Source organism: Aquabacterium sp. A08, assembly GCF_011742065.1.
On the sequence record NZ_JAAQQT010000611.1, the window covers coordinates 1 to 26,926 of the forward strand.

Sequence of the window (26,926 nt, forward strand, 5' to 3'; positions counted from 1 at the left end):
TGGCGGCGTTCCGGCACCTGGGCCTCGAACCCCCCGCCGCGGCGGGGGGGCTGTTCGAGGCGGCTTAGAACGACTTCGTCACGCCCAGGTACACGTTGCGGCCCATGCCCGGCACGGCGGTGCCCCACTGGGGGTAGTTGGGCAGGGCGGGGTTGCTCATGGTGGTGCCTTGGCCGGTGTACGCGCCGCCGGTGGGCAGCAGGTACAAACGGTCGAACAGGTTTTCCACGCCAAAGTCCACGCGCCAGTTGCCCCAGCGGTAGCTGCTGCGCAGGTGTACCAGCGCGTAGCCTGGGGTGGAGATTTCGTTGCGGGCGCGGGAAACGTCGGTCTTGCTTTGCACCAGCACCAGTTCCACCCGGTTGTCCCAGCCGGCTTGTTGGTGCGTCAAGGTGAGTTTGGCGTTGAGCGGCATCACGTTGTAGAGGCCGTCACCGGTGTCGCGGTTGCGGCCATGCGTGTAACTGAGCAGGCCTTGCAAGCCCCATTGCCCCCAGCCGTTCTGGCCCAGCGGCATGCGGCCCGACAGGTCCAGGCCGTAAAGCCGGGCCGACTGGTTGGCGTACCGCAGCACGCCGAACCGGTTGACCGCCGGTGTGAGCGGGACTGCGTCGATGTAGTCGTCCACCCAGGTGATGTGGGGCGTGACCTGGAAGGCGGAACGCCGGTCGGCGCTGGCCCACGCGTAGGTGGCCGACAGGGTGTCGGCCTTTTCTGGGCGCAGGGCCAGGTTGCCGACGTAGCCGTTGCCGTCGCCCACGAAGTTGTTCATCAGGGCGGCCATTTGCCAGGACGACCAGGCGTAGCGCTCGTAGAGGTTGGGCGAGCGTTCCTTGTGGGCGTAGCCGAATTCCAGCGTTTGCGCGTCGTCCAGCTGCCAGCGGGCCATGGCGGTCAGGTCCACGTTGTGGTCGGTGCGCTGGCGGTCGGCGGCGTTGAAGGCTGCGGCTTCGGCGCCCTGGTTGCCACCACCGGCGGGGTTGTAGCCACGCACCTCGCCGGCGTTCGTGCCCACCCGCTCCACCCGCACGCCCACCAGCCCGGTCCATTGGGCAGACAGTTGGCCTTCCCATTCGGCAAAAAGCGCGGCACGGTCGCGTTGTCCGTTGTTCACGTTCCAGAACGTGCCTGGGAACATGCCGCCGCCCGAGGGCGGCCACCAGTCGTTCAGGGTGTACTGCTGCCACTCGGTGCCCAGGCGCAGCACCCCGTTGTCTTGCAGCCGGACGTCGCCCTTCAGGGTCAGGCCGGTGGTGGTGCCTGCGGTGTACATGGGCATGCCGGCGGCACAACCGCCCATGCCGCCGCTGATCGGTGCACAGGGGTAGCCGTTGAACGGGTCGCCAGGCACGTTGGACTGGCCGCTGTACCAGTAGCGCTTGTCGGCCCCAAAGTCCATGTAGTGGTCCACCGTCTCGTGGTACACGCGGGCCTGCAGTTGGCCCCAGTCCATTTGGCCGGTGTAGCTCAGGTTCAGGCTTTGTTGGTCGTTGCCCAGCAGGTCCATGCGCTGGTTGGGGTAGAGCTGGTACGGCATATCCTGCACGTTCAGTCGGGCTTCCAGCAGGTGCCCCTCGCGCTGCACGGCCACGCTCAGGGCGTGGTTGCGGGTGAGGTAGGCGGTGGAGCCCACTTCGTCGCGTGCCAGGGTGTGACCGGGTCGACCGGTGAAGTCGTAGGTCTTGAAGTCGCCGCCGGCGGTGTAGTTGTCGGCTTGGCTGACAGAGCCGTCGTAGCGCACGCTGGTCCGTTCGGTGGCGTAGGTGGCCGACACGTGGGCGCCTTGCGCGCCGTTGTTGCTGCGGTAGAAAGCGCCCACCTCACCGGTTTGCAGCGGGGTTGTGCCGGGTGGGGCAAACCGGGGGACTTTCGATTCGGCCACGATGCTGCCCCCGATGCTGTCGCCACCCACGCTGACCGGCGAAATGCCTGCGTACACATTCAGGGTGCCCAGCGCCGAGGGGTCCAGGTAGGACAGCGCCGGGTTCATGTGGTTGGGACAGGAGGCGATGAGGTCCATGCCGTCCACCTTGATGCGCAGGCGATCGTCGGCCAAGCCGCGCAGCGCGGGCAGGCCGGAGACGCCGCCGGCCGCGTTGACGGACGCGCCCGCAACGTCCCGCAGCAGGCTGGCGGTGTCGGAGGTGTGGGCCCGTTGCGCGGCCAGGTCGGTGGGGCTCAGGCGTTGCCCTTCGCCCAGGGTCGGAGGGCTGTCGGCCTGGACGGTGACCGTGGCCAGGGTGCCTGGGCTGGTCGGCGTGGCGTGGACTTGGGCGCAGGCGCCGCCCGCGGCGAGGCTGAGCACAGGCAGGGCCAGCCAGGGGCAGGCCCGGTGCAAAGCCGCGGGCAGCGGCAAGAGGCTGTGGGGCGCACGGCGGGGTGCGGGCGTGTCGGTGCCAGGGTGAGGCATGGAGCTTCTCCAGGGGGTTGCAAACAGGGCAGTCGCCGCCGGCGGCGCATCTGCCGCGGGCGCGACCCATCGGGTACCGGGCCCCGGCGGGGGCCGTGTGTTGGGGGCGGGTCGGTGGCGCTGTGGCACACCGTGCTGCCGCTTCAGGTTGGGCCGGTGTGGGCCATGGCGGGGATGACGCGGTGCGGCACCACGGCCAGGCTCTGCCCAAGGGGCAACAGCCGACCTCGGCCATCGGCACGGAGGGCGAACTTAAAGGCGCGTCAGGCGGCGCAGGGCGGTGCGCGCGATTGGGCCGGCAACCAGACGGTGGCGGCGTGTGCGCTGCGGTAGAAAGCGGGGGGAAGGTCGGTCAGCCGGGCCGGCAGAGCCAGCGTGGTCTGGGCCGGCGGACCGCATGCGGCGTCCCCGTGCGGGGTGCACCAGGGGCAGTGCTTGGAGGGGCTGGGTTCGGACGGCGCGGTGTCGGTCGTCACGCCGGTCTCGGCTTGCACCCACAGCATGCCGGTGGCGGTGCACACCTCCACCCAGGCGGGTGGGGCCTGGTGGGCCACCCAGGCCTGCGCCAGGGTCGGGGCGAGCGCGCTCCATACCACCGCCAGCCAGGCCAGCCAAGCGGCGGTGCGGCGGTGAAGTCGCAACCCATTCATGTTTTCATTTTATCAAATTGGCTCAGCTGACGAATTCGTCCCGACCGCCGAGGTTCAGGTGCGCCGCGTCGGCCCAGCCCACCAGGGTCAGGCCATCGGGCGTCCAGAGCACGCGGTTGATGGCGGCGTTGCCCAGCACCCAGGTGCGCGGGGCCTGGAGTGCCAGGCCGGTGCTCAGGCGGTACAGCACGTCCAGCACGCCGCCGTGCGCCACCACCACGATCTGTTCGCCCAGGTGGCGCTCAGCCAGTTCGGTGAAGGTGCGTTCCACCCGTTCGCGCAGCGCCAGCAGCGATTCGCCCCCGGGCGGGGCGAAGTCGGGCACGCGGCGGCGCCACTGCTCGGCCACCTCGGGGTGTTGGGTCTCCAGTTCGGCCCAGGTCGATCCCTGACACACGCCAAAGTGCCGTTCGCGCAGGCCGTGGTGGTGCTGCACCGGCCGCGCCAGCGCGGCGCCGATCGCCGCGGCGGTTTGTGCGGCGCGCTGCAGGTCGCTGGCGTAGACGGCGGTCACGTCCTCGCCGCGCAGGGCCTCGGCGGTGCGTTGCGCCTGCCACAGGCCGGTGTCGTTGAGCGGGATGTCGAGCTGGCCCTGGATGCGGGTGTCCTTGTTCCAGGCGGTTTCGCCGTGGCGGATGGCCAGGATGCGGGTGCAGTGCAAACGAACTCCTTGTGCGGGCGCGCCAACGTGGCGGGGGGCAACGGTTGTGCCTAGAATGGTAACAACCGACGGGCCGCGGGCCCGCCACGCACCAGGAAATCCCATGAGCGCCTCCTCCGTCCAGAAGGACATCGACGAACGCACCAACCTGACCGGCTCCAACAAGTTCGAGATGCTCTTGTTCCGCTTGGGCCCCTCGGCCGGCAGTGACCGGTCCGAGCTGTTTGGCATCAACGTGTTCAAGATCCGCGAGATCGTGGCCATGCCGCCGGTGACCGCGATGGCCGGCGCCCCCCAGCACGTGCTCGGGGTGGTCAACCTGCGCGGCCAGGTGATTCCGGTGATCGACCTCCCGGCGGTGGTGGGCTGCACGCCCCAGACCGGCCTGAACATCATGCTGGTGACCGAGTATGCGCGCACCACCCAGGCGTTTGCCGCCGAGTCGGTGGAGGACATCGTGCGGCTGGACTGGAACCAGATTTTGTCGGCCGACGGCACCGTGGCGCGCGGCTACGTGACCAGCATTGCCCGGCTGGACGGCGACCAGAACAGCACCCGGCTGGCGCAGATCCTTGACGTGGAGTCGATTCTGCAGCGGGTGCTGCCCAACGAGGCAGTGGACGTCAAGGCCGAAACCGTGGGGCCGGTGGTGCGCATCAAGACCGGCAGCGTGGTGGTGGCGGCCGACGATTCCTTCGTGGCGCGCAGCATGATCGAGCAGGAACTGAAGGTGCTGGACCTGCCCTTCGTGATGGCCAAGACCGGCCAGGAGGCCTGGAACCGGTTGCTGGAGATGGCCGCCGACTGCGAGGCCCAGGGCATTCCGGTGCACGACAAGGTGGCGGTGGTGCTGACCGACCTGGAAATGCCCGAGATGGACGGCTTCACCCTGACGCGCAACATCAAGAAAGACCCGCGCATGCGTGGGTTGCCGGTGGTGATCCATTCGTCCCTGACCGGCGACACCAACGAAAACCACGTGCGCAGCGCCGGGGCCGACGCCTACGTGGCCAAGTTCGCGGCCAAGGAACTGGCCGACGTGCTGCGCACCGTGTTGGCGCGCTACGACCACCTGCCGGCCTGAGGCCAGCGATCGGGCCTGGGGACCCGGTTCACCCGGTGCAGGGGCCGACGGGGCGCCTGGGGCTGTGCTCAACGCGGCACGTCGATGACGACGCGACGCGGACCCGTGGGCGGTTGCGGGAAGCCGTCCAGCGCGGCCTGCACCAGGGCTTGCCACAGGACCGGGGTGTCGTGCCAGGGGCCGTCGTGCGCGGCCCGGGTTTCGTAAGCCACCACGCCGGTGCGGGTGTCGCGCAGCAGCACCGCCACTTCGCGCTGGTAATAAGGCGGGGCCATGCCGGCGAAGGGGGGCAGGCGCACCAGCCGACCGCTGCCGGTGACCACGTAGTCGCGCCCGGCCAGCCCGGGGCCGGGCCAACGGTCGACCGGGTGTTCCCAGGGGGCATGGGGCATTTGCAGTGAGCGGGCGCTCACTTCTACCGACCAGCGCGCACCCTGGGGTGCGTCGGCACTGGTCGGGACCAGACCTGCGGCCACCAGGCGTTCGGCCACCCAGCCTTCCAACTGGGTCTGCTCCGGCGCCGCCCGGGTTTGCGACGGCAGGCGCTCGATCCGGAAGCGGTCGCCCGCCGCCGGCGCCGCTTGGGCGGGCCAGCGCGGGTAGCTCTGCACGTCGTTGTCCAGCCGGATGACGCCGGCACAGCCGCCCAGCCACAGCGCCGAGGCGCAGGCCAGGCCGAGCGCGGCCCCGCGCAGGCCGCGACCGAGCCGGCCTGCGCGCAGGGAAGCGGGGGCCGAGGCGGTTGGGGCGGTGACGGCAACGGACATGGTGGGCAGCGCAGGCCGGTGTCAGCCGGCGGACGTCAGGGCAATGACCTGTTCCCCTGGCGGCGTCGGCGCGGCGGGCAGGGGTTCCTCGTCAAAGGCGGTGTCGCCGTTGTCGTCGGGCACGCCGGTGGTCTGCAGCGTCTCGAACGGGAACAGCTGGCGGTCCATCAGGTGGCTGGGCACCACGTTCTGCAGGGCGCGCAGCATGTTGTCCAGTCGGCCGGGGAATTTCTTGTCCCATTCGAGCAGCAGGTTGCCCACCTGCACGCGTTGCAGGTTCTCCTGGCTGCCGCACAGGGTGCAGGGGATGATGGGGTATTGCTGCACCTGCGCCCAGCGGACGATGTCTTTTTCGGCCACGTAGGCCAGCGGGCGGATGACCATGAACTCGCCGTTGTCGCTGACCAGCTTGGCCGGCATACCCTTGAGCTTGGCGCCGAAAAACATGTTCAGGAACAGGGTCTGCAGCATGTCGTCGCGGTGGTGACCCAGGGCGATTTTGTTGCAGCCCAGCTCGCGCGCCACCTTGTACAGAATGCCGCGGCGCAGCCGGCTGCACAGGCTGCACATGGTCTTGCCCTCGGGAATCACCTTTTTGACGACGCTGTAGGTGTCCTGCGTTTCGATGTGAAAGGGCAGGCCCAGCTTGGCCAGGTATTCGGGCAGGATGTGCGCCGGAAAGCCGGGCTGCTTCTGGTCCAGGTTGACGGCCACCAGCTCGAAGTCGATCGGGGCGCGCTGGCGCAGCTTCATCAGGATGTCGAGCAGGGTGTAGCTGTCCTTGCCGCCCGAGAGGCAGACCATGACCCGGTCGCCGGCTTCGATCATGTGGTAGTCGCCGATGGCCTGACCCACCTGGCGGCACAGGCGCTTTTCCAGCTTGTGGTCTTCGCGTTCGATCTTCAGCGCCTGGGCGGCGGAGGCGGGGGGTGCCGGGGTGGCGGTGTCGGGGGTCATGTGCATTCCTCAGGGGTCACCATTGCCCGCTTTCCATGCGGATGGCGACCTCGCAGTCGTCAAAAATTTCCAGTTTCGCGATTTTCACCCGCACACCGATCACGCCGGGCAGCTGCATCAGCCGGTGTGCCAGCTTGCCGATCAGGCTTTCCAGCAGGTTGACGTGTTCGGCGGTGCATTCGTCGATGATGATTTCGCGCACCTTGCGGTAGTCCAGCACGTGGCTGATGTCGTCGTCGTGCGGCATCAGCGGCTGGGTGCCCTGGTTCAGCTCGGCGTCCACCTGGATGGGCTGGGGGCCGGTTTTTTCGTGGTCGAGGATGCCCAGGTTGGCGTCGAAGCGCAGGCCGGTCAGCGTCAGGATCTGGGTGCCGGCTTTGGAGGCGGGGTGGTTCATGGCGAGTCGGGCTTGAGGCGGAACACTTCCACCCCCACCGCTTCGCAGTCGGGGTAGACGTCGGGCTTGCGGGTGGACAGGCGCACCGCGCGCACGCCCGGGTGGGCCAGCAGGCGGTCGGCCAGGTCGTCGCACAGGGTTTCCTGCAGTTCGATGTGGCCTTGCGCCAGCCGCAGCGCCACCTCGGTGCGCACAAAGTCGTAGTCCACCACCTCGTGCAGGCGGTCCAGCGACGGCGTCGAGCGCGCCAGCGGCACCCACAATTCCACGTTGACAAGCAAGCGCTGGGCCACGCCTTTTTCAAAATCGTGCGCGCCGATGTGGGCCTGCACCTCGTGGTTGCGCAGGAACAGACGGCGGCAGGTCAGCGCCAGGTCGTCCATCAGGCTGTGGTGCATGGGCAGGGTCAGGTCGTTCATGGCATCAAAGGGGGGTGGCCGCTGTCCACGGCGAACATCACGTCGCGCGCCAGCGGCACCAGGTGCTGGCCGTTGTCCACGCACAGGGTGGTGCCGGTCAGGCCGGCGGTGCTGGCCAGGAACAGGCAGGTGCGGGCCACGTCGGCCGGGTCGATGGGGCGGCGCAGCAGGTTGACGCGGCTGGCGCGCTCGAAATTCTCGGGCGATTGCGGGCCGCTGAGGAACATCAGCCCCGGCGCCACGCCGCACACCCGCACCTGGGGCGCCAGCGCCTGCGCTTGCAGCGACACCGCGCGTTCCAGGGCCAGCTTGGTCAGCGTGTACGAAAAATAGTCGGGGTTGAGGTTGTAGACCTTCTGGTCCAGCACGTGCAGCACGCAGGCGCTGCCGTGGGCGGCTTCGTTGTCGGCGGCGGGCCAGTCGGCGGCCAGCCGGCGGCCCAGCGCCAGCGGGGCGATCAGGTTGACCTCCAGCTGGCGCCGGGCCAGGTCGGCATCGAAGGTGGCGCCGGTGTCGGGCTCGAAGGCCGAGGCGTTGTTCACCAGGCAGCGCAGCGGTCCGGCCACGGCACGTGCCGCGTCCATCAGCGCGTCGCGGCCGGCGTCGGTGGTCAGGTCGCCGTCCAGCGGGGTGGCTTGGTGGCCCTGGGCGCGCAGTTGCTCGCACAGGGCCAGCGCCGCCGCGCCCGATTGCCGGTACTGGCAGACCACGTGCCAGCCCGCCTGCGCGAACGCGGTGCAGATGGCCGCGCCCAGCCGCACCCCGCCGCCGGTGACGAGCACGGCGGGCGCTGCGGGGGAAGACGGGGCGGGGTACAAGGCAGTGGACATGGAGGCGGCGGGCAAGGCCGGTGGGCGCGGCCACCGTATGATGGCACCGCCCCTTGTTCCCAGAAGCGACCCACCGTGAGCGAACCATCCCCAACCGACCGGCTGAAAGCCCATATTGTCCGCGAGCTGGCCGGCGCCGGCGGCTGGCTGCCGTTTGACCGCTTCATGGCGCTGGCTTTGTACACCCCGGGCCTGGGCTATTACGCCAACGACACCCTCAAGTTCGGCACCATGCCGGGCGGGGGCAGCGACTTCGTGACCGCGCCCGAGCTGTCGCCCTGGTTCGGCCGCACCCTGGGTCGCCAGGTGGCACAAGCCCTGCGCGCCACCGGCACCGATGAGGTGTGGGAATTCGGCGCAGGCACCGGCGCGCTGGCGCACCAAGTGCTGAAGCAACTGCGCGCCGAAGGCGTGGCCGTGCACCGCTACCGCATCGTGGACCTGTCGGGCACCCTGCGCGAACGCCAGCGCGCGCGCCTGGCCGAGTGGGCCGACGTGGTGGACTGGGTGGACCAACTGCCCGAGGCGCTGAACGGCGTGCTGCTGGGCAACGAGGTGTTGGACGCGATGCCGGTGCAACTGCTGGTGCGCCTGAACGGCGCATGGCACGAACGCGGCGTGGCGCTGGCCCCGGCGGCCGACGGCACCGCTGCCTTGGCTTGGGCCGACCGCCCGACCGACCTGCGCCCGCCGCTGGCCGTGCCCGGCCCGCACGACTACCTGACCGAAATCCACCCCCAAGCCGAGGCTTTTGTGCGCACCCTGGCCGAACGCTGGCAGCGCGGCGCGGCCTTTTTCATCGACTACGGCTTCCCCGAGGCCGAGTACTACCACCCGCAGCGCCACATGGGCACGCTGATCTGTCACCGCGCCCACCGCAGCGACCCCGACCCGCTGACCGACCTGGGGCTCAAAGACATCACCGCCCACGTCAACTTCACCGGGGTGGCGCTGGCTGCACAGGACGCCGGCCTGCAGGTGATGGGCTACACCAGCCAGGGGCGCTTCCTGCTGAACGCGGGCCTGCTGGACCTGGCCGCCGAGGCCCCGCTGACCGACCGCGCCCACCTGGCCAAGCTGGTGAACGAGCACGAAATGGGCGAGCTGTTCAAGGTGCTGGCGTTGGCGCCGGCTGCCAGCGCCGACGACTGGCTGCCGCTGGGCTTTGCCCAGGGCGACCGCACCCACACCTTGTGAAGGCCGCCGCATGATCCGCTGGATGATCGTCATCTTTCTGGCACTGGTGCTGATCAGCTGGTTCACCCCTTTGTTGCAAAAGCTGGGTTTCGGCAAGCTGCCTGGCGACCTGCGCTTTCGCGCCTTTGGGCGCGAGTGGTTTTTGCCCGTCACCACCACGCTGCTGCTCAGCGGCGCGGCCAGCCTGATCCAGCGGCTCCTCTGACCTGCGGGCTATACGGTTGCCGGTATCTTGAAAAGGCCGGCAGGGCCTGCACATACATGGCCAGCCGTTACCGAAAGTCTTCGCCATGACCGATCCCCTGCACCTCGTCTGCCCGCACTGCCACACCACCAACCGCGTCGCCCCGGCCCACCTGACCAGCGCGCCGGACTGCGGCAAATGCCACCGCCCGCTGTTCACCGCGCGCCCGGTGGCGCTGGACGAGGGCAATTTCGACAAGCACATTGGCCGCAGCGACCTGCCGGTGCTGGTGGACTTCTGGGCGCCCTGGTGCGGCCCATGCCGCGCGATGGCGCCGGCGTTTGAGGCGGCCGCGGCGCAGTTGGAGCCCGAGGTGCGCCTGGCCAAGGTCAACACCGAAGCCGCGCAGCAACTGGCCGCCCGGTTCCAGATCCGCAGCATTCCCACGCTGGCGCTGTTCCAGGGTGGGCGCGAAATCGCGCGCCAGCCCGGTGCCATGGGGCAGGCCGACATCGTGCGTTGGGTGCGGGCGCACCTGGGGCGCTGAAGCCGGCGGGGGCCGGTGTGCCGCTCAGGCGCCGCGGGCCCGCCAGCGCTGCAGCAGCCGCGCACCGAACAGGTTGACGCCCAGGCCCAGCATCAGCAGCGCGCCCCCGGCCAGGTGCACCGGCTGCAGGGCCTCGTCGAAGGCCAGCCAGCCCGTGGTCAGCCCCACCACCGGCACCAGCAGCGTGAACGGCGAGACCTGGTTGGCCGGGTAGCGCGACAGCAGGTAGGTCCACAGCCCGTAGCCCAGCAGGGTGGCGCCCCAGGCCAGGTAGGCCACCGCCCCGAGCGAGGCCAGGTTCAGCCCCGCCAGTGCGGCGTGCATGGCCTGCGGCCCTTCCAGCCACAGCGACAGGGCCAGAAAGGGCAGCGGCGGCACCAGGCTGGCCCAGACCACGAAGGCGAACTGGTTGATGGGCCCGAGCCGGCTGATCTGGCGCGAGACGATGTTGCCGCACGACCACGACAGCGCCGCGCCCAGGGTGAAGACAAAGCCCAGCCAGGGCATGGCCGCGCCGTGGGCACTGCCGATGCAGCCCAGCCCCAGCGCCGCCAGCCCCAGGCCCACCAGCTGCGGCCGCTGCCAGCGTTCGCGCAGCCACCAGGCGCCCAGCAGCAGCGTGAAAAACGCCTGCGCTTGCAGCACCAGCGAGGCCAAGCCGGTGGGCATGCCCACGTACAGGGCGGTGAACAGCAGCGCGAACTGGCCGACCGAAATCGTCAGCCCATAGGCCAGGTACCAGCGCAGGGGCACCCGGGGCGGGCGCACCAGCAGCACCGCGGGGAAGGCGGCCAGCACAAAGCGCAGGGCGCCCAGCAGCATCGGAGGCAGACCGGCCAGCCCCACCTTGGTGATGGCGAAGTTCACGCCCCACACCAGCACGATCAGCCCGGCCAGCGCCAGGTCTCGGGGTTTCAGACCCATGGTGCTACACCGTGGCGCCCAGGGCCTGGGCCACGGCCTGGGCCCGGGCCTGGGCAATGGCGCGTGCCACTTGCAGGCCAGCCTTGGCTGGGTCGGTGGCGTGGGCCAGCACGGCTTGCGCGATGGGTGCGGTGTCCACTGCCAGCGCCGCGTCCAGCGCCGCGTGCAGGCGCGCGGCCTGGGGGTAGGCGTCGTCCGCGCGGCCCAGGCGGCCGCGGGCGTCGCATTCGCAGGCCCGCAGCACCTCGGCAAAGCGTTGCGGGCGGCGGATCGCGTCGCAGCGTTCCAGCAGGCGCAGCGTGGCCTCGGCACCCAGCCCCAGGCTTTGGTGGACGTGGCCGTGTTCGCGCGCCACCACCTCGGCCAGCTCCTTGCAGTCGCGCGGCACCCGCCAGCGCTCGCACACCGCTTGCAGCAGTTTCACGCTGCGCGCTTCGTGGCCGATGTGGCGCGGCAGCACATCGGCCGGGGTGGTGCCTTTGCCCAGGTCGTGGCACAGGCAGGCGAAGCGCACGGTCAGCGGCGTTTGCAGGCGCGCGGCCATGTCGAGCACCAGGTTCAGGTGCACGCCGGTGTCGATTTCGGGGTGGTATTCGGCCCGCTGCGGCACGCCCCAGAGCCGGTCCACCTCGGGCAGCAGCACCTTCAGGGCGCCGCAGTCGCGCAGCAGGCCGAGCATGCGCGAGGGGCGCGGCTCCATCAGCCCGCGCGACAGTTCCTGCCACACCCGTTCGGGCACCAGGTGGTCCACCTCGCCGTGGTCCACCATCTGGCGCAGCAGGGCCTGGGTGTCGGGGGCCACGGTGAATTCGGGCCAGCGGGCGCAAAAACGGGCCATGCGCAGCACCCGCACCGGGTCTTCGTGGAAGGCGTCGGTCACGTGGCGCAGCACGCGGGCCTGCAGGTCGCGCCGGCCGCCGTAGGGGTCCACCAGCGCGGGGTGCTGCGGGTCGAAGCGGCCGTCGGCGTCCAGCGCCGCGGCGGGCAGGGCCATGGCGTTGACGGTCAGGTCGCGCCGGGCCAAGTCTTCTTCCAGGGTGACGTTGGGGTGGGCCTGAAAGGCGAAGCCGTGGTAGCCGCGGGCGGTTTTGCGCTCGGTGCGGGCCAGCGCGTATTCCTCGCGCGTAATGGGGTGCAGGAACACCGGGAAGTCGCGACCCACCGGCAGAAAACCGCGCGCCACCATGGCCTCGGGCGTGGCGCCGACCACGACCCAGTCGCGGTCGGCGTGCGGCGTGCCGTCGGCACCCGGGTGGGGGGTGTGGTAGTGGCCGAGCAGGCCGTCGCGCACGGCCCCGCCCACAAGGTAAATGTCCATCGGCCGATTGTGCCGCGGCGCCGCGCTGCGGGGGCGGATCGCTGTCGCGGCGGCGGCTGGGGTCAGCGGTGCAGGCGGTAGGGCTCCTCGAAGTCGAGGAAGTCCTGCTCGGCCAGGGCGCCGTCGATCCAGGCCTGCACGCCGGGCAGGGCGCGCACCCGCGCCACGTAGGCGGCCACCGTGGGCGACACCGGCAGCGCGTAGCCGTGCAGCCGCAGGCAGACCGGGGCGTAGTAGGCGTCGGCGATGCCGAAGTCGCCGAACAGCATGGGACCGCCGTGGCGGGCCAGGAGGCCTTCCCACAGGGCGCTCAGGCGGGCCACGTCGGCGCGCACGCCGGGCTGGTCGCGCCAGACCAGCGCGCCCACGTCGGGCAGGTGGGCTTCCACGTTCATGGGGCAGGCGTTGCGCAGCGCGGCAAAGCCGCTGTGCATTTCGGCGCAGGCGCTGCGGGCCACGGCGCGGGCCGCCGGGTCGCGCGGCCACAGGGCGTGGTCGGCAAAACGTTCGGCCAGGTACTCGGCCATGGCCAGGGTGTCCCACACCGTCAGCGGGCCGCCGGGGGCGGCGTGGTCCACCAGCACCGGCACCTTGCCGGTGGGGCTCACGCCGGCCAGCGTTTGCTTGAAGCGCGAATCGGCGTCGAACGAATCGAAGCGCACCATCACCTCGTCAAACGGCAGGTTGAACTGCCGCAGCAGCACCCACGGCCGCATCGACCAGGACGAGTAGTTTTTGTTGCCGATGTAGAGCTGCAGCATGGTGCGGGGGTCTGGGGGTCAGGCGTATTTTTCGAGGATGCGGGTGGAGCGTTCCACGTCGGCCTCGGCCTCGGTGCCGGTCACGGCCTCCATCACCGAGCAGGCCATCATCCGGTAGAAGGCTTTGTCCATGGCTTTGCGCGCGGCCGACATTTGCTGGGCAATGTCCTCGCAGGGGCGGCCGCTTTCCACCATGTCGGCCAAGGCGCGCACCTGGCCCTCGATGCGCCGCAACCGGTTGATCACGTCGCGCTGGTGCTCGCTGCGGTAGGCGTTGGGCAGGCGCGTGGTGGCGGGGGCCGCAGCGGCGGTTTTTTTGGCGGTGGGCACGGGGAAAGCCTTTCGGTATGGCCTGAAACAACCAGGAGTGTGCCAAAAAACCGCGGGCGGGTCTGTAAGCGCGGGACAGTCTGTGTCATTGTTTTCTGTAAAACCCTACCCCCTAGGGTAGATACGGATGTGGGCGGTCCAGCCGTCCGGTTACCGTTGGCGCCGGGATTTGATTTATGTCAAACAAAGTGCCCAACAGCACGGACGAGGAGACACGGATGCAGACATGGAAACGCCTGGCCTTGGCCACGGCCACCACCCTGGTATTGGGGGCGACCAGCGGGTGCGGCACCCTGGGCACCATAGGCAAGCTGGAGGACGGGGCCGCCGCCGAAGCCGGCCGGATGTGGGACCGCTGGGTCGATGGCCAGGGCGACATCGCCGTGGCCACCACCTGGGAACGCAAGGTGAAGGCTGGGGTCAGTGCCAGCGACATCGCCGACATCCTCAAACAGGTCGCGGTGGAGCGCAACATGCGCGACGTGGGGGTGTTGCCCCTGTCCAAGGAACTGGAGGCGCGTTCCGGCCAGCCGGAAAAGCACCTCACCGTCTATTCTTACTGCAGCCCGCTGACCGCCCGCAAGATGGTGGACTTCAGCCCGCACATGGCCGCCTACCTGCCTTGCCGCATCAGCGTGGTGGAGCGCGACGACGGCCTGTGGTTGTACACCCTGAACATGGACATGATGGTCAAGATGGGGCGCAAGCTGCCATCGCCCCTGAAAGAGGAGGCCATGGCCGTGCGCGATACGATCCACGAAATGATGGAGAGGGCCTCGCAAGGGGCGTTCTGACGGTTTGGTTCCAACACACCCCCAGCGAACGAGGAGCAAGCAGATGGGCAAACGGATTTCCTGGACACACGCGGCCGTGGCCGCGGCGGTACTGGCCGGCGGTGGTGCCGCCCATGCCACCAACGGCTACATGCCGCACGGTTTTGGCATCAAGGCCAAGGGCATGGGCGGGGCCAGCACCGCGCTGGCGCACGACGGCTTTGCCGGCGTCAACAACCCGGCCTCGTCGGCGTTTGCCGGCAACCGCTGGGAAATCGGCGGGGAGATTTTTCAGCCCAAGCGCTCGGCGGGGTTCGACGGTCTGACGCCGCAGGTGCAGAGCGGCCGGGAGGCATTTCTGATCCCCGAGTTCGGCTCCAACGTGGTCTTGTCTGACAAACTGTCTCTGGGCCTGACGGTCTATGGCAACGGCGGCATGAACACCAGTTACGCCCCGTTCCCGGACAACTCCAACCTGTTTGGCGGCACGGGCAAACTGGGGGTGGACCTGATGCAACTCATCATTGCCCCCACGGTGGCTTACAAGGTGGCAGATGGCCATGCCCTCGGTGTCTCGCCCCTGCTGGTGTACCAACGGTTCAAGGCCTACGGTCTGGACGGCATGGGTCTGCCCAACCAGGGCAACGACCACAGCCGTGGTTTGGGCGTGCGTGTCGGTTACTTTGGCAAGTTGAGCGACAGGGTGAGCGTCGGGGCGTCCTACTCGCCCAAGATCAGCATGTCCAAGTTTGACAAATACGCCAACCTGTTCGCCGAACAGGGCGATTTCGACATTCCCGAGAATTACAGCATGGGTGTGGCGTTGCAGGTGACGCCCACGGTGCAGGTGGCGCTGGATTACCAAGGTATCCAGTACAGCAAGGTCCGCTCGATTGGCAATCCCAGCAACAGCATGGGTGCGCCGGGGTCGGCCGATGCCCCTGGGTTTGGCTGGCAAGACATCAACGTCGTCAAACTGGGGGTTCAGTGGCAAATGAGCCCGCAGTGGACCCTGCGTGCGGGCTACAACGACGGCGACAACCCGATTCGCCCCCAGGATGTTCAACTCAACATTCTGGCCCCGGGTGTCATTGAAAAGCATTTGACCTTGGGAGCGACCTATCGGCCCAACAACCAGGAAGAGTTGAGTTTTGCGGTCTGGCACGGCAAAAACAACGCCGTGAATGGGCCGGCCTATTTGGGTCTGGATGGCGAAAACAACCCGGTTTTTGGGTCGGCCACCATCCGCATGAAACAAAACGGCTTCGGCTTCCAGTACGCCCGCAAGTTCTGACGCTCCAGCCTGGCCTGTGACCCCGTTGCACGGTCACACACACAACAAAGAACCCGGCGCTGGACAGGCGCCGGGTTTTTTAATTCGCCGCTTAGCGCGGTTGGGTGTAGCGCTGGCGGATGCGCAGCAACGGGTCGGCCAGGCCGGCCGTGTCCAGGTAGGCGGCCGCCACCGGCTCCAGCGCCGTGGGCGCAATGCCCAGGTCGGCCTGGGTGGGGGCGGTGCCGCTGGCCACGTTGGGCACTTCCATGGAACTCAGGTTGTCGGTGCTCATCAGCGGTTCGCCGGGCAGGCATTCCATGAACAGGGCCTGGAAATAGCCCAAGGCCCGGGGCAGCCCGAACACCGGCCGCGGGTGGCCCGACAGCCGGCCCGACAGGCGCACCAGATCGGCCAGGGTGTACACCTCGGGGCCCACGCAGTCGTAGGTCTGGCCCACGGCCTGGCCCTGTTGCAGGCTGCGCACCACGGCCTGGGCCACGTCGCCCACCCACACCGGCTGGAAGCGGCTGCAGGCCCCGGCCAGCGGCACCAGCGGCAGGCTGGCCTGCAGGCGCGCGAACAGGTTGAGGAAGCGGTCCCCGGCGCCAAAGATGACGCTGGGGCGCAGTACCGTGAGGTCCAGGCCGGCCTCGCGCAGCACCGCCTCGCCGCGGGCCTTGCTGCGCAGGTAGCGCGACGGCCCATCCACGCTGGCGCCCAGGGCGCTCACGTGCACCAGCCGGCGCACGCCGCTGGCCTGCATGGCGCGGGCCAGGGTCTGCGGCAGGGTCACGTGCACGCGTTCAAACGCCCGTTCGCTGCCGTGCAGGATGGCCACCAAATTGACCACCGCGTCGTGGCCGGGCAGCAGCCGCGCCAGTGCGGCTTCGTCGTGCACGTCGGCCACGGTCACGTCCACCAGCGGCAGGGTCTGCACCGTCTGGGCGTTGACGGGCCGGCGCGTGGGCACGGTGGCCCGGATGCCAAGGCGGTTGAGTTGTTCGCACACTTGGCGGCCGACAAAGCCGGTGCCGCCCAAAACCAGGACTTTTTTCATAAATACGCGCAACAGGAGGGGGGAAGGGTCAGGGAAGGTCGTTGTTCGGGGCCTGGGCGGTGGCCAGGCGCGGGCCGATCGGGGCCAGCCGGTCGCCCAGGCGCTGGGGCTGGCCGCTGATGAGCGCGGCGTAGTTGGTGGTGTTGGCCAGCACGCGCTTGACGTAGTCGCGCGTTTCCTCGAAGGGGATGTTCTCGATCCAGACCGGGGCTTCCAGCACCGGGCCGTTGCGCCAGTTGCGCGGTCGGCCAGGACCGGCGTTGTAGGCGGCCGCGGCCATGGCCATCGAGCCCTCGAAGTCGTCTAGCGCCAGTTTCAGGTAGGCGGTGCCGATGGCGATGTTGGTGTCGCGCTCGGTGATCTGTTCGGGCTTGAAGTCGCGCAAGCCGATGCGTTTGGCCGTCCAGCTGGCGGTGGCGGGCATGACCTGCATCAGCCCCGAAGCGCCCACGTGCGAGCGGGCCTGGGTGATGAAGCGGCTTTCCTGGCGGATCAGACCGTACACATAGGCCGGGTCCAGGCCGATGTCGCGGGCGCGCTGCAGCACCGCGGTACGAAACGGCATGGGGAAACGCTGGGCGTGGTCCACCTCGCCTTGGGTGCGCTTGCTGGTGTTGATGCAGCGGTCCCAGACCTCGCGTTCGCAGGCCAGGTCGGCGGCGGCCAGCAGTTCGCGCTCGGGCATGCCGCCGGGGCTGTGCAGGGCCACGCTGTAGTGCCATTCGCGCACACCTTCGGTGCGCAGGCCCAGCTCGATGGCGGCCAGCGCCCGCTGCAGCCCGGGGTGCTGGCGCGCCGCGGCTTTTTCGGCCGCGGTCAGCGGCGCCGGGGCCGGTGGGGTCACCACCGGGCGGTTCAGCGCCTCCAGCGACAGCTGTTCGTAAAACCCGGCGCTGCCGGCGGTGCGCTCGTACAAGGCGCGGGCCTGGGTACGGGCTTCGGGCGTGCCCTGGGCAGCGTAAGACCGCGCCAGCCAGTAGCGCCAGACCGGTTCCTCGCGCTGTGCTGCCCCCATGGCCAGAATCGCCGCCTGCACCTGCGGCCACTGGCCGGCGCGCAGGGCGGCCCGGGTTTTCCAGGCCAGCAGGTCGTCGTTCAGGTGGCGGTTGTCGGCCTGGGCAAAGTGCGCCATCGCGTCGGGCGACAGGCGTTGCGCGGCCCGTTTGCCGATCACGCCCCAGACCCAGCCCAGCTCCTCGTCGGTGAGCTGCGCCTTCCAGCGCAGGCGCGAGGCTTCGGTGGCGGCGACCTCGGGGTCGCGCACCGCCAGGCGGATCAGCGCCAGCGTCACCAGCTCCTTGGTGCGCGGGCGGATGGCGGTGACCTTTTCGTCCAGGTAACGCGCCGGGTCGGTGTGCACCGTTTGCACCAGTGGTACCCAGGCCGGGTTCAGCAGGCCCACCGCCTGGGTGGCGACGGCGGGCTGGTTGTTTTCCAGGGCCCAGCGGGCGCGATGCCAGGCGGCCTCGGCGGGCAGGTCGCCGCTGGCCAGCAGGCGGCCGGCCAGGGTGGCGCAACCGTCGTCGGCGCGGCGCTGGGCCAGCCACAGGCTGCGGGCCTCGGCGGCCACGCTGGCCAGGGGCCGTTCGCGCTGGGCCAGCAGGGCGTAGCACTGCACCTCGCGGTCGTCCTGCATGCGGTAGTGCGGCAGTTCCTGGGCGAAGGTGGTCCAGTCGCGGGCCTTGCCCAGCTGCAGCAGCCAGTCGTTGCGCAGGCGGTCCTCGTGGTAGGTGCCGGCGTGGCGTTGCAGGAAGGCACGGATTTCGGTCGGGTCCGCGGTCTGGAGGCGCGCCCGCAGTTCCCAGTAGGCGGCCTGGGGCTCCAGCAGGTGGCCCTGCAGTTGGGGCAGCAGGGCGCTCAGGCGCTGGGTGTTGCCGGCCTGGAAGGCCTGGCGCATGTCGAGCAGGGCGCGTTCGGCGCCGGTCTGCGCCCCGGCAGACGGGAGACAGAAGGCGGCGGCCACAGGCAGTAAGATGCGGGTGAGCACCGCCATCAGCCGCTTTGGCGTGGGTGTGAATTGCATAGGGGAATTATGGACAACAAACACCCCGTTGCCCAGCTGGGCCAGGGAGGACTGAAGGCCCAATGGCGCAAACGCCTGGTCGAGGAGCGCCTGCACCTGGAAGACCGCCTGGCGCGCAACGACGCGCTGCAGCGCGTGATGCGTGTGTGGCTGGTGGACCGACCCGACGTGGTCATCGGCGCCTACTGGCCCATCAAGGGCGAATTCGACCCGCTGCCGGCGCTGTTCCGCTGGCAGGAGGCCGGCATGGAGGCCGACGCGCTGGGCGCCAGCCGGCGCCGCCAGATCGGCCTGCCGGTGATCAACAAGGTCACGAAAACGCTGACCTTCCACACCTGGTACCCCGGTTGCCCGATGGAGGAAGACGCCTACGGCATCCCCAAGCCCAAGGACACCGAAACCATCGAACCGACGCTGCTGTTCGTGCCCTGCGTGGGCTACGGCCCGGGCGGCTACCGGCTGGGCTACGGCGGCGGCTTTTACGACCGCACCCTGAGCGAGCTGCGGCCCAGGCCCTTCACCGTGGGGCTGGGGTACACCCACGGTTTCCTGCCCGACCTGGAGCCCGAGCCGCACGACGTGCCGCTGGACGCGATCCTGAACGACAACGGGGTGGTCTGGCCGCTGGCCTGAGCCGCTGGCTCAGGGGTGGTCGACGCTGGTGTGGACCTCGGCTTGGGCGTGGATGCGCTCGTGCCGCACCAGGTACAGCCCGCTGGCCACGATGATGGCCGCGCCCAGCAGGGTGTAGCCATCGGGCAGCGTGTACCACAGCAGCCAGTCCAGCCCCACGCCCCAGGCCAGGGCGGTGTATTCGAACGGCGCCACCGCCGATGCTTGGCCGTGCCGGAACGCTTCGGTGATGGCCAGCTGGCCGCCAAAGCCGGTGAGCGCCAGGGCCAGCAGCAGGCCGGCGTCTTCGGCGCGCAGCGGCACCCAGCCCGGCAGCGCCAGCACCCCGGCGAACAACGCCAGCAGCAGCATGGACCAGAGCACCAGGCTTTCGGGCGCGTCCGTGCGGCACAGCAGCCGCCCCGCCACGGCCGAGGCCGCGTAGCAGGCCGCCGCGCCCAGCACCGCCAGGCCGGCCCAGCCCAGGAAGGCGTCGGGACTGGGGCGCAGCGCCACCAGCACCCCCAGCAGCCCGACCGCCACCGCCCAGCCGTGGGTGCGCGGCACCCGTTCGCCCAGGAACCCCACCGCCAGCAGCGTGATGAGCAGCGGCGCCACGAAAAACAGCGTGTAGGCGTTGGTCAGCGGCAGGCCGCGCACGCCATAGGTGAACAGCCCCAGCATGCCCACCGACAGCACGCCGCGCAGCAGGTGCAGCGGCCAGCGCAAGCGCCAGACCCGGCCCCAGGCGCCGCGCCAGCTCAGGTACACGAACACCAGGGGCAACGCCACCAGGCCGCGCAAGGCAGCGACCTGCAGCGCCGGGTAGTGCGCCGCCAGCAGCTTGAGCACCGTGTCCATGAGCGCAAAAAACCCCACCGCCACGACCATGGCGGTGATGCTGCGCAGGTTGCCGGGGGCGCGGGGTGGGGCGGTCATCGGCGCCGACTATAGCCGGCGCCGGGCCGGCGTGGCGGGCACGCCGGCGACAGGCCTCACATGTTGCGGCGGTACTGGCCGCCCACCTCGAACAGGGTCTGCGTGATCTGCCCCAGCGAGCACACGCGCACCGCGTCCATCAGCACCTCGAACACGTTGCGGTTGTCGATCACCGCCTCCTTCAGACGCTGCAGCATGGCCGGCGCCTGGTCCGCGTGGCGGCGCTGGAAGTCGGCCAAGCGGGTGAGCTGGCTCTGCTTTTCGTCGTCGGTGGAACGCGCCAGCTCCAGACTTTCCAGCACCTCGTCGCCCTTGGGGTTGCGGAAGGTGTTGACGCCGATGATGGGGTATTCGCCCGTGTGCTTGAGCATCTCGTAGTGCATGGATTCGTCCTGAATCCGCCCACGCTGGTAGCCGGTTTCCATGGCACCCAGCACCCCGCCGCGCTCGGCGATGCGCTCGAACTCGCGCAGCACGGCCTCTTCCACCAGCTCGGTCAGCTCGTCGATGACGAAGGCGCCCTGGTTCGGGTTCTCGTTCTTGGCCAGGCCCCATTCGCGGTTGATGATGAGCTGGATCGCCATGGCGCGGCGCACCGACTCCTCGGTGGGCGTGGTGATGGCCTCGTCAAACGCGTTGGTGTGCAGGCTGTTGCAGTTGTCGTACACCGCGATCAGCGCCTGCAGCGTGGTGCGGATGTCGTTGAACTGGATTTCCTGCGCGTGCAGCGAGCGGCCGCTGGTCTGGATGTGGTACTTGAGCTTCTGGCTGCGCTCGTTGGCGCCGTATTTGTCGCGCATCGTCACCGCCCAGATGCGCCGTGCCACGCGCCCCAGCACCGTGTACTCCGGGTCCATGCCGTTGCTGAAGAAGAAGCTCAGGTTGGGCGCGAAGTCGTCGATGTGCATGCCACGCGCCAGGTAGGCTTCCACAAAGGTGAAGCCGTTGGACAGCGTGAACGCCAGCTGCGAAATCGGGTTGGCCCCGGCCTCGGCGATGTGGTAGCCGGAAATGGACACCGAGTAGAAGTTGCGCACGTCGTGGTGCACGAAGTACTCGGCGATGTCGCCCATCACCTTCAGGCTGAACTCGGTGCTGAAGATGCAGGTGTTCTGGCCCTGGTCTTCCTTCAGGATGTCGGCCTGCACCGTGCCGCGCACGTTCGCCAGGGTCCACTCGCGGATCTTGGCGGCCTCGGTGTCGGTCGGCTCGCGGCCGTTGTCGGCCTTGAACTTGTCCAGGTTCTGGTCGATGGCGGTGTTCATGAACATCGCCAAAATGCTCGGCGCCGGACCGTTGATGGTCATCGACACGCTGGTGGTCGGGTTGCACAGGTCGAAGCCGCTGTACAGCACCTTCATGTCGTCCAGCGTGGCGATGCTCACGCCGGAGTTGCCCACCTTGCCGTAGATGTCCGGGCGCGGGTCCGGGTCGGCGCCGTACAGCGTGACCGAATCGAAAGCGGTGGACAGGCGCTTGGCCGGCATGCCTTCGCTCACCATCTTGAAGCGGCGGTTGGTGCGGAAGGCGTCGCCTTCGCCGGCGAACATGCGGGTCGGGTCTTCGCCCTCGCGCTTGAAGGCGAACACACCCGCGGTGTAGGGGAAGCTGCCGGGCACGTTGTCCAGCATCAGCCATTTGAGGATTTCGCCGTGGTCCTCGTACTGGGGCAGCACCACCTTGCGGATGGTGGTGCCCGACAGGCTTTTCGTGGTGAGCGCGGTGCGGATTTCCTTGTCGCGGATCTTCACGACGTACTCGTCGCCGCCGTAGGCCTGCTGCATGTCGGGCCACTGCTGCAACAGCTTGCGGGCGGCCGGGTCCTGGTCGAACTCGCGTTGCTGCGCCAGGTCCACCACGGCTTCGGCGGCTTTGGGCCGGTGGGCTTTGCCCACCTTGAGCATGTCGGCGGTGGCGTAGAGCTGCTGGATTTCGCGCGCCAGCCGGGCCTGCTGCAGCGCTTTCTTCTTGTAGCCGCGCACGGTGTCGGCGATTTCGGCCAGGTAGCGGGTGCGCGCGGGCGGCACGATCGGGGTCTGGTTGCTGCTGTGGCGCACGCTCACGAGGGGCAGTCGGCCCTCGGTCAGCGACAGGCCCAGGTCGCCCAGGCGCACCTTCAGGGCCTGGTACAGGGCGGTCACGCCGTCGTCGTTGAAACGCGCGGCCATGGTGCCGAACACCGGCATCTGCTCGGTCGGCGTGCCCCAGGCTTCCTTGTTGCGCTGCACCTGCTTGGCCACGTCGCGCAGCGCGTCGCTGGCGCCCTTGCGGTCGAACTTGTTGATGGCCACGAACTCGGCAAAGTCCAGCATGTCGATTTTTTCGAGCTGGCTGGCCGCGCCGAATTCGGGCGTCATCACGTACATCGGCACGTCCACGTGCGGCACGATGGCGGCGTCGCCCTGGCCGATGCCGGAGGTTTCGACGATCACCAGGTCAAACCCGGCCACCTTGCAGGCCGCCACCACGTCGGGCAGCGCGGCCGAAATTTCGCTGCCAAAGTCGCGCGTGGCCAGGCTGCGCATGTACACCCGCGCGCCCTGCTGCCAGGGGCCGATGGCGTTCATGCGGATGCGGTCGCCCAGCAGCGCGCCGCCGCTCTTGCGCCGCGAGGGGTCGATGCTGATGACCGCGAGGCGCAGGCGGTCGTCCTGGTCCAGCCGGAAGCGGCGGATCAGCTCGTCGGTGAGCGACGATTTGCCCGCACCGCCGGTGCCTGTGATGCCGAGCACAGGCACCTTCAGGCCCTGGGCACGGGTGCGCAGCTGGTCCACCAGGCCGGCGTCGGCCGAGCCGTTTTCCAGCACGGTGATGAGCTGGGCCAGGGCGCGCCAGGCGGTTTCGGTCTGCCCTTGGATGGCGTCGATGGACGTCGGCGCGTAACCCGAAATGTCCTGGTCGCAGCGCATCACCATCTCGCCGATCATGCCGGCCAGGCCCATGCGCTGGCCGTCTTCGGGGCTGTAGATGCGGCCCACGCCGTAGTCGTGCAATTCGCGGATTTCGCTGGGCACGATCACCCCGCCACCGCCGCCGAACACCTGGATGTGCGCGCCGCCCCGTGCCTTGAGCAGGTCCACCATGTATTTGAAGTACTCCACGTGCCCGCCCTGGTAGGAGCTGATGGCGATGCCCTGCGCGTCTTCCTGCAGCGCCGCCGTCACCACCTCGTCCACCGAGCGGTTGTGGCCCAGGTGGATCACCTCGGCCCCCATGCCCTGCAGGATGCGGCGCATGATGTTGATGGCCGCGTCGTGCCCGTCGAACAGGCTGGCGGCGGTCACGAAACGGACCTTGTGGGTGGGGCGGTACTCGGCCAGGGCTTTGAATTCGGCGGACAGGTCGGTCATGTCGCGGGTCTCCGGGGGCTGTTGTGGCAGGGCGTCAGCCGCCATTCTGGAATGGGTGGCCAACTTTACGTTTACGTAAACGTCAATCTTAATCGCTTTCCCATGAAAAAGGGGCGCCGCGGCGCCCCTGGGTTTGCCCGCAGTGGCCTCAGCCGCCGGGGGTGCCGTACATTTTTTGTGGCAGCCAGGTGATGATGTCCGGGAACACGAAGCACAGCGCCACCATCAGCAGTTGCAGCAGCACGAACGGGATGACGCCGATGTAAATGTCCTTGATCGTCACGCCCTTGGGCACCGCCCCTTTGAGGTAGAACAGCGAGAAGCCCACCGGCGGCGTCAGGAAGGAGGTCTGCAGCACCAGCGCGATCAGGATCAGGAACCAGGTCATGTCCAGCCCGGTCGCCTTGATGACCGGCGCCAGCAGCGGCAGCACGATGAGCACGATCTCGAACCAGTCGAGAAAGAAGCCGGCGATGAACACCACCAGCAGCACCACCAGCACCAGACCCGTGGGCGACAGGCCCAGGTTCTTGAAAAACTCGCTGATCAGCTCGTCCCCACCGATCAGCCGCAGCACGTAGGCGAACACCGTGGCGCCGATGAAGATGGCGAAGATGAAGCAGGTGGTCAGCGTGGTCTCGATGCCCACCTGACGGATCACGCTCCAGCTCAGTCGCTTGTTGGCCGCGGCCAGCAAAATGGCGCCAAAAGCGCCCAGGCCCGAGGCCTCGGTGGGCGTGGCAATGCCGAAGAAGATGGAGCCCAGCACCAACAGGATCAGGCTCATGGTGGGTAGGGTGGACAGGAAGGCCACGCTCAGCTGCTTGAGCGTGAGCTTCTCGGCGTCGGCCGCGCGCGCCGGCACCAGGTCGGGCCGCACCAGGCCCACCACCAGCAGGAACACCATGTACAGCAGGCCCAGCGCCACGCCCGGAACCAGCGCGCCCATGAACAGGTCGCCCACCGAGGTGGCCACCTGGTCGGCCATCAGCACCAGCATGATGGACGGCGGGATGAGAATGCCCAGCGTGCCCGACGCCGCCACCACCCCCGAAGCCAAGCGCTTGGAATAGTTGTTCTGCAGCATCACCGGCATGGACAGCACCGCCAGCAGCACCACCGACGCGCCCACGATGCCGGTGGACGCCGCCAGCAAGATGCCGATGACGATCACCGTCAGACCCAGCCCACCCTTGATGCCGCCGAACACCTTGACGAAGTTCTTCATCATGATGTCGGCCACACCGGAGCGGTCCAGCATCAGACCCATGTAGACGAACATGGGCAGCGACACCAGCACCCAGTTGGACATGATGGCGTCAAAGCGGTCGACCACCCCGGAGAACTTCATCCAGTTGGTCATCAGGAAGGTGTCCAGCCCGGCGTACTGGCCCAGGTAGATGCCAACGGCGGCGAACAGCAGTGAAATGCCGCCCAGCAGCCACGCCACCGGGTAGCCGGTGAACAACGCACCGATGAAGATCACCATCAGGGCGATGGACAGGTATTCGTAAAAAGGCATGGTGCCCGGCTCCTGTGTTGTGGTTTTGTGTGGGAGTGGGGGCGTGACTCAGCGGCCGCCAAACAGCGCGGCCCAGACCCGGGACAGCCGTCCCAGGCCCACCAGCGCCAGCAGCACGAACGCACTGACGATGAAGGATTTGATGAACCAGCGGTAGGGCAGGCCGCCCGGCGCGGCCGAGACCTCGCTCAGGTTCCACGACGTGGCCGTGAACGGCAGCCCGTACCAGATGACGATGAGGGTGAAGGGCAGGAACAGCAGCAGCGTGCCCAGCAGCTCGATCCAGAGCCGGGTGCGCGGGCGGAAGTTTTCGGCCAGCACGTCGATGCGCACGTTGCGTTCGCGCATTTCGGTGAAGGACAGGCCCAGCATGAAGCCGATGGCGTAGAGGTGCCACTGCAGCTCCTCCATCATGATGGAGCCCTTGCCGAAGGCGTAGCGCGCCACCACCTGCACCACGATGACCAGCACCAGCACGGTCCACAGCGCCGAGGCGAATTCGCCCACCCCGGTGATCAGCCGGTCGATGCCCCGGGACAGGGCGGTGGTGGGCAAGGCGATGCCCGAGGCCCCCGCGTTGGACGGGGCATCGGGACTCACGGCGGTGGACATGCTGGTGCTCTCCTCAAGGTCAGGGGGTGGGTGGATCAGTTCTTGTAGTCACGCGGCAGGTAGCCCAGGTCGTGCCACTTGCGGTTCTTGTTCATGAAGGCCGACATGCTGTCGTAGGTCTTCTTGAACATCGGGTCCTTGGCGGACTCTTCGGCCAGCACCTCGCGCGACGCCTTGCCAAACGCGTCCAGCATGGTCTTGTTGAACTGGTGCAGCTTCACGCCTTCTTTCTCGAACTTCTCCAGCGCGGCGGCCTGGGTCGCCTCGGCCTTGGCCATGGCAATCGCCACGCCGGCGGTGCAGGTGGTTTCGATCTGGGCCTGGGTCTGCGGCTTGAGCTTGTTCCACACCTGCAGGTTCACGTACAGGTACTGGTTGGTGGACGGCTGGTGCCAGCCGGGCATGTAGTAGTGCTTGGCTACTTTGGCAAAGCCCAGCTGGTCGTCCACCGACGGCAGCGAGAACTCGGTCCCGTCCAGCACGCCTTTTTCCAACGCCTGGTACAGCTCGCCGCCCGGCAGCATGGTCACCGAGGCGCCCAGCTTCTGGTAGATCTTGCCGCCCAGTGCGGCGGCGCGGAACTTCAGGCCCTGCAGGTCGGCCGGGGTCTTGATTTCCTTGCGGAACCAGCCGGCGCCTTCGGGGCTGATGGAGCCGCACAAGATGGGGTACACGTTGTGCGGGCGGAAGGCCTCTTTCAGCAGCGCGTCGCCGCCGCCGTAGTACATCCAGGCGGCGAACTGCGGCGTTTCCATGCCAAAGGGCAGGGCGCCGTAAATGGCCGACACCGGCACCTTGCCCAGCTCGTAACCCATGAAGCTGTAGCCCGCCTCCACCTTGCCGGTGGAGACCGCGTCAAACACCCCCAGCGCCGGCACCAGCTTGCCCGGCTCGAACACCTGCAGGTTGACGGTGCCGCCCGAGACTTTCTTCAACTGCTCGGACACCCAGGGCATGGTGTCGCCCAGGGCGGTCAGGTTGGAGCCAAAGGACATGGGAATGCCCCAGCGGACGGTTTCCTGGGCCCAGGTGCTCGGTGCGGCGGCAACCAGGGCCGCGCACAGCGGAATGGCTTTCAGCAAGGTTTTCATGGTTTGTCTCCAGTAGGTTTGTGTGCCCAACAAGGCGCCAGCCATTGTGGAGAGCGCTGGCCCGCCGCAGGGACCGGGTTTTCCCGGCCAGTTTTTGGGTTAATTTTCTAAGTCTTTGATTTTTTTTGTGTTTTTTCGGCTTTCACGCGGCTTGAAATTTCTTCAAGCGGGCCGTTGAAAGAAAACGGACCCTGCTGTCGCCTGTGTGCTGGACAGGGGGTGCTGTGGTTGTAGC

Annotated in this window: 26 protein-coding genes; 7 read left to right on the forward strand and 19 right to left on the reverse strand. The window is 68.4% G+C overall.

What is annotated here, in order from left to right; translation table 11 throughout:
• Positions 1-64: 64 nt before the first annotated feature.
• From HA630_RS10190 to HA630_RS10200, 3 genes are all read right to left on the reverse strand, one after another.
• Entirely contained in the window at positions 65-2,410 is a 2,346-nt protein-coding gene (locus HA630_RS10190) for a TonB-dependent receptor (protein ID WP_166834417.1), read from the reverse strand.
• 263 nt (positions 2,411-2,673) lie between these two features.
• Positions 2,674-3,060: a DUF2946 domain-containing protein gene (locus HA630_RS10195; RefSeq protein WP_166834419.1), complete on the reverse strand. Its 387-nt coding sequence runs from the start codon at positions 3,058-3,060 to the stop codon at positions 2,674-2,676.
• Between the two features lie 22 nt (positions 3,061-3,082).
• Positions 3,083-3,721, reverse strand: a complete 639-nt coding sequence (locus tag HA630_RS10200; protein ID WP_166834421.1) for a histidine phosphatase family protein — start codon at positions 3,719-3,721, stop codon at positions 3,083-3,085.
• A 103-nt stretch (positions 3,722-3,824) separates the two neighbouring features.
• Between HA630_RS10200 and HA630_RS10205 the strand changes: the two genes are divergently transcribed.
• Positions 3,825-4,805 (forward strand): chemotaxis protein, encoded by a 981-nt coding sequence (locus tag HA630_RS10205; protein WP_166834423.1) that lies wholly within the window; start codon positions 3,825-3,827, stop codon positions 4,803-4,805.
• 68 nt (positions 4,806-4,873) lie between these two features.
• Here the strand turns inward: HA630_RS10205 and HA630_RS10210 are convergent, their stop codons facing one another.
• The 5 genes from HA630_RS10210 to HA630_RS10230 are packed head-to-tail and all read right to left on the reverse strand — an operon-like array spanning position 4,874 to position 8,175.
• A complete protein-coding gene (locus HA630_RS10210; protein ID WP_166834425.1) occupies positions 4,874-5,572 on the reverse strand; it encodes a hypothetical protein in 699 nt (232 codons plus the stop codon).
• Between the two features lie 21 nt (positions 5,573-5,593).
• A complete protein-coding gene (ttcA, locus tag HA630_RS10215) occupies positions 5,594-6,535 on the reverse strand; it encodes a tRNA 2-thiocytidine(32) synthetase TtcA (RefSeq protein ID WP_166834427.1) in 942 nt (313 codons plus the stop codon).
• A gap of 10 nt (positions 6,536-6,545) precedes the next feature.
• Positions 6,546-6,926, reverse strand: coding sequence for a dihydroneopterin aldolase (locus HA630_RS10220; RefSeq protein WP_101049103.1), 381 nt, complete (start codon positions 6,924-6,926; stop codon positions 6,546-6,548).
• Positions 6,923-7,345 (reverse strand): dihydroneopterin aldolase, encoded by a 423-nt coding sequence (locus HA630_RS10225; protein WP_243855432.1) that lies wholly within the window; start codon positions 7,343-7,345, stop codon positions 6,923-6,925. The genes HA630_RS10220 and HA630_RS10225 overlap by 4 nt, the downstream gene beginning before the upstream one ends.
• Positions 7,342-8,175, reverse strand: a complete 834-nt coding sequence (locus HA630_RS10230) for an SDR family oxidoreductase (RefSeq protein ID WP_166834429.1) — start codon at positions 8,173-8,175, stop codon at positions 7,342-7,344. Before HA630_RS10230 ends, HA630_RS10225 begins: the two co-directional genes overlap by 4 nt.
• A gap of 75 nt (positions 8,176-8,250) precedes the next feature.
• Here HA630_RS10230 and HA630_RS10235 point away from each other — a divergent pair, with 75 nt between their 5' ends.
• The 3 genes from HA630_RS10235 (at position 8,251) to trxC (ending at position 10,103) form a co-directional block, all read left to right on the forward strand.
• Positions 8,251-9,372 (forward strand): class I SAM-dependent methyltransferase, encoded by a 1,122-nt coding sequence (locus HA630_RS10235; protein WP_371809237.1) that lies wholly within the window; start codon positions 8,251-8,253, stop codon positions 9,370-9,372.
• 10 nt (positions 9,373-9,382) lie between these two features.
• On the forward strand, positions 9,383-9,577 hold the full coding sequence (locus tag HA630_RS10240; protein WP_166834431.1) for a DUF2905 domain-containing protein: 195 nt from the start codon (positions 9,383-9,385) through the stop codon (positions 9,575-9,577).
• 85 nt (positions 9,578-9,662) lie between these two features.
• A complete protein-coding gene (gene trxC / locus HA630_RS10245) occupies positions 9,663-10,103 on the forward strand; it encodes a thioredoxin TrxC (RefSeq protein WP_166834433.1) in 441 nt (146 codons plus the stop codon).
• Between the two features lie 24 nt (positions 10,104-10,127).
• Here trxC and HA630_RS10250 read toward each other — a convergent pair whose 3' ends face one another.
• The 4 genes from HA630_RS10250 to HA630_RS10265 form a co-directional block, all read right to left on the reverse strand.
• Positions 10,128-11,027 (reverse strand): EamA family transporter, encoded by a 900-nt coding sequence (locus tag HA630_RS10250; protein WP_166834435.1) that lies wholly within the window; start codon positions 11,025-11,027, stop codon positions 10,128-10,130.
• Between the two features lie 4 nt (positions 11,028-11,031).
• Positions 11,032-12,345 carry a multifunctional CCA addition/repair protein gene (locus tag HA630_RS10255; RefSeq protein WP_166834437.1) on the reverse strand — a complete coding sequence of 438 codons (1,314 nt, stop codon included), beginning with the start codon at positions 12,343-12,345 and terminating at the stop codon, positions 11,032-11,034.
• 62 nt (positions 12,346-12,407) lie between these two features.
• A complete protein-coding gene (locus HA630_RS10260) occupies positions 12,408-13,106 on the reverse strand; it encodes a glutathione S-transferase family protein (protein WP_166834438.1) in 699 nt (232 codons plus the stop codon).
• Between the two features lie 18 nt (positions 13,107-13,124).
• Complete coding sequence (locus HA630_RS10265) at positions 13,125-13,436, reverse strand: metal-sensitive transcriptional regulator (protein ID WP_166834439.1); 312 nt, start codon at positions 13,434-13,436, stop codon at positions 13,125-13,127.
• Between the two features lie 218 nt (positions 13,437-13,654).
• Between HA630_RS10265 and HA630_RS10270 the strand changes: the two genes are divergently transcribed.
• The gene (locus tag HA630_RS10270) at positions 13,655-14,230 is read left to right on the forward strand and encodes a DUF302 domain-containing protein (protein ID WP_166834440.1); all 576 of its coding nucleotides are present in this window, start codon (positions 13,655-13,657) and stop codon (positions 14,228-14,230) included.
• Positions 14,231-14,273: 43 nt separating this feature from the next.
• Positions 14,274-15,503, forward strand: coding sequence for an OmpP1/FadL family transporter (locus HA630_RS10275; RefSeq protein WP_166834441.1), 1,230 nt, complete (start codon positions 14,274-14,276; stop codon positions 15,501-15,503).
• A gap of 91 nt (positions 15,504-15,594) precedes the next feature.
• Here HA630_RS10275 and HA630_RS10280 read toward each other — a convergent pair whose 3' ends face one another.
• Positions 15,595-16,542 (reverse strand): complex I NDUFA9 subunit family protein, encoded by a 948-nt coding sequence (locus HA630_RS10280; RefSeq protein ID WP_166834442.1) that lies wholly within the window; start codon positions 16,540-16,542, stop codon positions 15,595-15,597.
• 28 nt (positions 16,543-16,570) lie between these two features.
• Positions 16,571-18,565 (reverse strand): lytic transglycosylase domain-containing protein, encoded by a 1,995-nt coding sequence (locus tag HA630_RS10285; protein ID WP_243855433.1) that lies wholly within the window; start codon positions 18,563-18,565, stop codon positions 16,571-16,573.
• A 9-nt stretch (positions 18,566-18,574) separates the two neighbouring features.
• On the opposite strand from HA630_RS10285, the gene HA630_RS10290 reads away from it, so the two are divergent.
• A complete protein-coding gene (locus tag HA630_RS10290; RefSeq protein WP_166834443.1) occupies positions 18,575-19,198 on the forward strand; it encodes a 5-formyltetrahydrofolate cyclo-ligase in 624 nt (207 codons plus the stop codon).
• Between the two features lie 9 nt (positions 19,199-19,207).
• Here the strand turns inward: HA630_RS10290 and HA630_RS10295 are convergent, their stop codons facing one another.
• The 5 genes from HA630_RS10295 to HA630_RS10315 all read right to left on the reverse strand — a co-directional run bounded on the left by HA630_RS10295 (position 19,208) and on the right by HA630_RS10315 (position 26,691).
• Positions 19,208-20,116 (reverse strand): DMT family transporter, encoded by a 909-nt coding sequence (locus tag HA630_RS10295; protein ID WP_166834444.1) that lies wholly within the window; start codon positions 20,114-20,116, stop codon positions 19,208-19,210.
• A 56-nt stretch (positions 20,117-20,172) separates the two neighbouring features.
• Positions 20,173-23,466 (reverse strand): fused isobutyryl-CoA mutase/GTPase IcmF, encoded by a 3,294-nt coding sequence (gene icmF / locus HA630_RS10300; RefSeq protein ID WP_166834445.1) that lies wholly within the window; start codon positions 23,464-23,466, stop codon positions 20,173-20,175.
• A 148-nt stretch (positions 23,467-23,614) separates the two neighbouring features.
• A complete protein-coding gene (locus tag HA630_RS10305) occupies positions 23,615-24,988 on the reverse strand; it encodes a TRAP transporter large permease subunit (RefSeq protein WP_166834446.1) in 1,374 nt (457 codons plus the stop codon).
• Between the two features lie 48 nt (positions 24,989-25,036).
• Positions 25,037-25,600, reverse strand: a complete 564-nt coding sequence (locus HA630_RS10310; RefSeq protein WP_166834447.1) for a TRAP transporter small permease subunit — start codon at positions 25,598-25,600, stop codon at positions 25,037-25,039.
• Between the two features lie 35 nt (positions 25,601-25,635).
• Entirely contained in the window at positions 25,636-26,691 is a 1,056-nt protein-coding gene (locus HA630_RS10315) for a TRAP transporter substrate-binding protein (protein WP_166834448.1), read from the reverse strand.
• Positions 26,692-26,926 lie beyond the last annotated feature (235 nt).